Origin of the sequence: Streptomyces sp. NPDC001027, from assembly GCF_040299045.1 — a bacterium.
Classification (GTDB): domain Bacteria; phylum Actinomycetota; class Actinomycetes; order Streptomycetales; family Streptomycetaceae; genus Streptomyces.
The window spans coordinates 1-5187 of sequence record NZ_JBEPBI010000380.1 but is presented as its reverse complement, the minus strand read 5'-3'; the positions used below and the strand labels follow the sequence as shown (position 1 = coordinate 5187).

At 73.6% G+C, this 5187-nt stretch carries 4 protein-coding genes, 1 pseudogene and 1 riboswitch; of the genes and pseudogenes, 1 reads left to right on the top strand and 4 read right to left on the bottom strand.

The window, feature by feature from the left end; genetic code table 11:
• From ABT300_RS41055 to ABT300_RS41040, 4 genes and pseudogenes are all read right to left on the bottom strand, one after another.
• Positions 1–269, bottom strand: a pseudogene (locus tag ABT300_RS41055) (histidine phosphatase family protein); the annotation flags it as partial.
• Positions 270–362: 93 nt separating this feature from the next.
• Positions 363–1244: an ABC transporter ATP-binding protein gene (locus ABT300_RS41050; protein WP_351687413.1), complete on the bottom strand. Its 882-nt coding sequence runs from the start codon at positions 1242–1244 to the stop codon at positions 363–365.
• Positions 1241–2305, bottom strand: coding sequence for a FecCD family ABC transporter permease (locus ABT300_RS41045; RefSeq protein ID WP_351687411.1), 1065 nt, complete (start codon positions 2303–2305; stop codon positions 1241–1243). The genes ABT300_RS41050 and ABT300_RS41045 overlap by 4 nt, the downstream gene beginning before the upstream one ends.
• Complete coding sequence (locus tag ABT300_RS41040) at positions 2302–3342, bottom strand: ABC transporter substrate-binding protein (RefSeq protein ID WP_351687410.1); 1041 nt, start codon at positions 3340–3342, stop codon at positions 2302–2304. Before ABT300_RS41040 ends, ABT300_RS41045 begins: the two co-directional genes overlap by 4 nt.
• A gap of 90 nt (positions 3343–3432) precedes the next feature.
• A riboswitch (cobalamin riboswitch) is annotated at positions 3433–3558 on the bottom strand.
• Positions 3559–3940: 382 nt separating this feature from the next.
• Here ABT300_RS41040 and ABT300_RS41035 point away from each other — a divergent pair.
• The coding region (locus ABT300_RS41035; protein ID WP_351687408.1) for a serine/threonine-protein kinase at positions 3941–5187 on the top strand (1247 nt) is incomplete at its 3' end.

Below are 5187 nucleotides of genomic sequence, written 5' to 3'. Positions count from 1 at the left end.
CCGACCTCGGCGAGCGTCAGGCCCCGCCAACGGCCCACCTCGAGCCCCGCCAACTCCGCCGTCTCCAGCGCGTCGAGACCAAGGGCCGCAGCCGTCTCGCCGCACCGCACGCCGGGCGAGACGAGGACCCGTGCGGCCGCGGGCAGCGATCCGGCCGCGGCGCGGGCGAGCGCCGCCCCGGCGGCGTCGATCGAGGCCCCGTCGTCGAAACGGGCCTGTCGCAGCGACGAACTCGTCGCGGGCGAGACGAACACGACACGGACGGTCACGGGGCGGCTCCTTCTGCTGCGGTCTCGAACATAGGGGTTGCTACGGCGCACAGGGCACGGCAGTGCGGGGGCGTGGCACCGCCGGCCCCCGCCCTAGCCGTCCTGCCGCACCTCGTCCTGCCGCACCTCGTCCTGCCGGACCTCGTCGTGTCGTTCTCCGTCGTGGCGCTCCCCCTTCGGCGCGGCGGGCAGGGCGCCCAGGAAGCGTATGTGCGGGCGGCCGTCGGGTCCGTCGCGGGTGAGGACGGCCCGCACCCCGTAGACGTCGGCGATCAGCGCCTCGGTGAGCACCTCCTGCGGTGTGCCGGCGGCCACCGCCCTGCCCTGCTTGAGGACGACGACCCGGTCGCAGTACATCGCGGCCAGGTTCAGATCGTGCAGCGCGACGACGCTCGTCAGCCCGAGTTCGGTGATCAGGTCCAGCAACGCGAGCTGGTGCTGGATGTCGAGGTGGTTCGTGGGCTCGTCCAGCAGCAGCTCCCGCGGCTGCTGGGCGAGCGCGCGGGCGATCTGGACGCGCTGGCGCTCCCCGCCGGAGAGGGTGTGCCACAGCCGGCCGGCCTTGTCGCCGAGGCCGGTCCGCTCCAGCGCGGAACGGACCGCGGCCTCGTCCTGCGCCGAGGCGGCGCCCCAGGCCCGGCGAAGCGGCACCCGGCCCAGCCGCACGACGTCCAGGACGCTCAACGCCACCTGTGTGTCGGCCTGTTGCTCGACGACGGCGACCCGCCGGGCGACCGCCCGCCGCCCGACCTGCGTCAGCGGACGGCCGTCGAGGGTGACCACGCCCGAGGCGGGGGCGAGGACGCCCGCGAGCAGCCGCAGCAGCGTGGACTTGCCGGAACCGTTCGGGCCGAGCAGACCGGTGACGGTTCCCGGGCGCAGCGCGAGACCGACTCCGTCGAGGATCAGCGAACCGCCCGCCGTGTAGGCGAGGCGGTCGCCGCGCAGGCCGGCGCCCTCGGCGGTCCCCGTCATCGCGCGCTCCTGGTCCGGTACAGCACGAGGACGAACGCCGGGACGCCGATCAGCGAGGTCACCACGCCCACCGGCACCTCCTGCGGGTCCAGGACGGTGCGGGCGAGGGTGTCCACCCACACCAGGAAGACCGCCCCCGCCAGGGCGGTGGCCGGCAGCAGCCGGGTGTGTCCGGGACCGGTCAGGGCCCGGGCCGCGTGCGGGAGCACGAGTCCGACGAAGCCGATCGCCCCCGCCGAACTGACCAGCGTGGCCGTCAGCAGGGCGGTGGCGCAGAGCAGGACCAGCCGGGTGCGGGCCACGTGCACGCCCAGCGACGCGGCCGCGTCCTGCCCGAACGCGAAGGCGTCCAGCGTCGTCGCGTACCCCGCGCACACCAGCAGCACCCCGACCAGCACCGCCCCGCCCGCCCCCACGTCCGCCCAGCCGGCCCCGCTGAGCGAGCCGAGCAGCCAGAACAGGACGCCGCGGGTGGTCTCGGCGTCGGCGCTCGTCATGACGACGAACGAGGTGAGCGCCGAGAACAACTGCATCGCCGCCACCCCGGCGAGCACCACCCGGTCCGTGGCGCCGCCCAGCGTGTGACTGAGCAGCAGCACCAGCGCGAAGGAGACCGCCGCACCGAGGAACGCGCCCCCGGACACCGACAGGGCCCCGCCGCCCGCGCCGAGCACGACCACCACGACCGCGCCGGTCGAGGCGCCGGAGGAGATCCCGAGGACGAACGGGTCGGCGAGCGGGTTGCGCAGCAGGGACTGCATCACCGCCCCGCACACGGCGAGCCCGGCTCCGCACACCGCGGCCAGCAGCGTGCGCGGCAGCCGCAGATTCCACACGATGCCGTCCCGCAACGGCGTCAACCCGGTTTCGGCGAGGCCGAGATGGGCGGCCACCGTGGACAACACGTCCCGGACCGCGATGTCGGCCGGACCGATGGTGATCGCCACGGCGACGGACGCGCACAGCAGCGCGAGCCCGGCCGCCCACAGCAGCACCTGGCGCAGCCCCCGCGCCGCCACCGCCGCAGGAGCGGCGGCGGCCGCCGGGCCGACGGCGGTCATCGCGCGAGGCCGTACGCGCGCAGTGCCGCCGCGACCTTCTCCACGCCCTCGACGGTGCGCACGGTCGGGTTCATCGCCTGCCCGGACAGCAGGACGTACCGCTTCTCGCGCACCGCGGTCATGTTCCGGGTGACCGGGTCGGACTCCAGGAACGCGATCTTCTTGGCCGCGGTCTCGGCCGTCTGCTGCCTGCGGGTCAGATCGCCGATCACGAGGACGTCCGGGTCGCGGTCGGCGACGGTCTCCCAGTTGACCTGCGGCCACTCCTGTTCGGTGTCGTCGAAGACGTTCTTCGCGCCGAGTTCGCGGGTGATGACGCCGGGGGCGCCGCAGCAGCCGGCCAGGTAGGGGGACTGGGAGTTGGCGAACCAGTAGAGGAGTGTGACGTTCTTGGCATCGAGTCCCGAAGCGGCCCTGGCCACCCGGGACTTGAGGTCGGCCACCAGTTCCTCGCCCCGTTTCTCGACGCCGAACACCCGGGCCAGGTCGCGTACTTCGCCGTAGACCGCCTCCATGGTCAGCGGCTTCGTGCGGACGCCGTCGCCGCCGCCGCTGTTGTCCTTGCCCGTGCAGTCGGAGGGGGAGAGATAGGTCGGGATCCCGAGCTTGTCGAACTGGGCACGCGTGGCCACTCCGCCCTTGCCGAGCGTGGAGGCGAACGAGGCGGCCACGAAGTCGGGTTCGGCGTCCAGGACCTTCTCGAAGGAAGGCGCGTCGTCGGCCAGCCGCCTCACCCGGGCATCGGCCTTCTCGAGGCTCCTGGGCAGCGGGTCGGTCCAGGTGGCGGTACCCGCCATCCGGTCCGCGAGCCCGAGGGAGAGCATGATCTCCGTCGTGCCCTGGTTGAGGGAGACCGCCCGCCGAGGGGGCGTGTCGATCCGGACCCGCTGTCCGCAGTTGTCGAGCGTGACCGGCCGGCCGGCCGCGTGGCTGTCGGCGGGACCGTCGGAGGAGGCGGCGGAGCCGCCGCAGCCGGTCGCCAGGAGGGCTCCTGCCAGGAACAGGACGGCAGGAGCGACGGGACGTGCGAACGGCACGGAGTTTCCTTCGGCGTCGAGGGCTCAAGCGCGAAGCCCGGTCGTACGGTGCGCTCCTCCGGCCGGTCTGCGACACCGGAGGCCGCCAGCAGGTCTTCGGACTCGGGGTCACCCGGGCGAGGCGCCTTCCCGGAGCGCATGCGCGTCCAGTGGCCGAAAGCCCCGCCCGTCGCCCTTACCGCTGCGCGTCAGCTCCGGATTCCCACCGGATTCCCTGACCCCCGCGCGCCCCGGGGGCGCGCACGAGTACGACTGGCCTCGGCAAGCTACCACAGGCGTCGAGGGCCCCGACGGGGGTGACCTTCGGCACATCGGAGGTCTTCGGCCCGGTATGTGCTTTCATCGTGCACTTGTTGCTCATCGCGCACTGTTCCCGCAGGGAAAGCACGTGTCACCCGATCTCTGACCGGACGTCATATGAACGCTGCGGAAGCGGAAGACGGCCAGGCACTTACTTCGAGGTGGGTGAACCCGCATGTGAGGACGTGCTCCCGCCCGCCGTTCCAGCGCCTAGTCTGTGGTCCGGACCCCACCGGGCCTTCCCCGCAGCCTGGGCGGGATCTCAGCCCGTCACCACCGAGAACAGGCGGCCGAGGGCATGCAGCCACTGCGTCCAGAAGACCCCGAGCAACTCGGGCCGTATCGGCTCCTGGCCCGGCTCGGTGCGGGCGGCATGGGCCGGGTCTATCTCGCGCGGTCGTGGGCCGGCCGCGTCGTCGCCGTCAAGGTGATCCGTCCGGAGATGGCGGACGACGACAACTTCCGCATCCGTTTCCGGCGGGAGGTGGCGGCCGCGGCGGCGGTCGGCGGCCCCTACACGGCGCACGTGGTGGACGCCGCTCCGGACGACGAGACGCCCTGGCTCGCCACCGACCATGTGCCCGGCCCCACCCTGGCCGAGGCGGTCGCCGCGCACGGGCCGCTGCCGGTGGAGACGGTGCTCGCACTGGGCGCGGGCGTGGCCGAGGCGTTGACCGCCGTGCACGCCGAAGGGCTCGTGCACCGTGACCTCAAACCGTCCAACGTGCTGCTCGCGGCGGACGGCCCGCGGGTCATCGACTTCGGCATCGTGCGCGCCCGCGACGGCTATGAACTCACCGGTTCCGGCACCCTGTTCGGCTCTCTCGACTACATGTGCCCGGAGCAGGCCACCGGCGATCCGATGGGCCCGGAGGGCGACGTCTTCTGCCTCGGGTCGGTGCTCGCGTTCGCCGCGTCCGGGCGCTCGCCGTTCGGCGGGGCGGTGGGCGCTGCGCTGCTCTACCAGGTGGCGCACGGATCGCCCGACCTGAGCCTGGTGCCCGAACCGCTGGACAAGATCATCAGCCTCTGTCACGCCAAGGACCCGGCCCTGAGGATCCACCCCGACCGGCTCTCCGCGGCCTGCGCTCCCGGCGGCGCCGAACAGGTGCTGACGGACGGCTGGCTGCCGGCGCCCGTCGCCGCCATGGTCGCCTCCCACCAGGCGGCCGTGCGGGAGCTGGACCGCCCCGTGCCGCCGGACCCGGTCTCGCGGCCCGGAGGCTTCGCGCCGCCGGCGCCGGCCGAGGAGCCCGTCGCCGGGCCGTCCGGACCTGCCGGGCACAGGGCCGCCCACCCGGCCGTCGAGCGGCCGACGCACGGCACTCCCGAAAGCGACTGCGAAAGCGCAGGGGGAGGTGCGGGCGGGGGCGGAGGCAGAAACGGAAACAGCAAGAAAGACGTGGACGGAAGCGGAGTCGGTAACGGAGTCGGTAACGGCAGAGGAAACGTAAGCGGAGTCGGAGGCCGCGGCCGGGGCGCCGGCGTAGCGGCTGCGGCAGCAGGCGCGGGCCCCTCCACGGTGCTGCCGGGGGCCGAGTCGTT

What these genes read in the sequence shown, in the direction of transcription:
- ABT300_RS41050 (WP_351687413.1), bottom strand. Translation starts at nt 1,244, where the DNA reads ATGACGGGGACCGCCGAGGGCGCCGGCCTGCGCGGCGACCGCCTCGCC.
- ABT300_RS41045 (WP_351687411.1), bottom strand. Translation starts at nt 2,305, where the DNA reads ATGACCGCCGTCGGCCCGGCGGCCGCCGCCGCTCCTGCGGCGGTGGCG.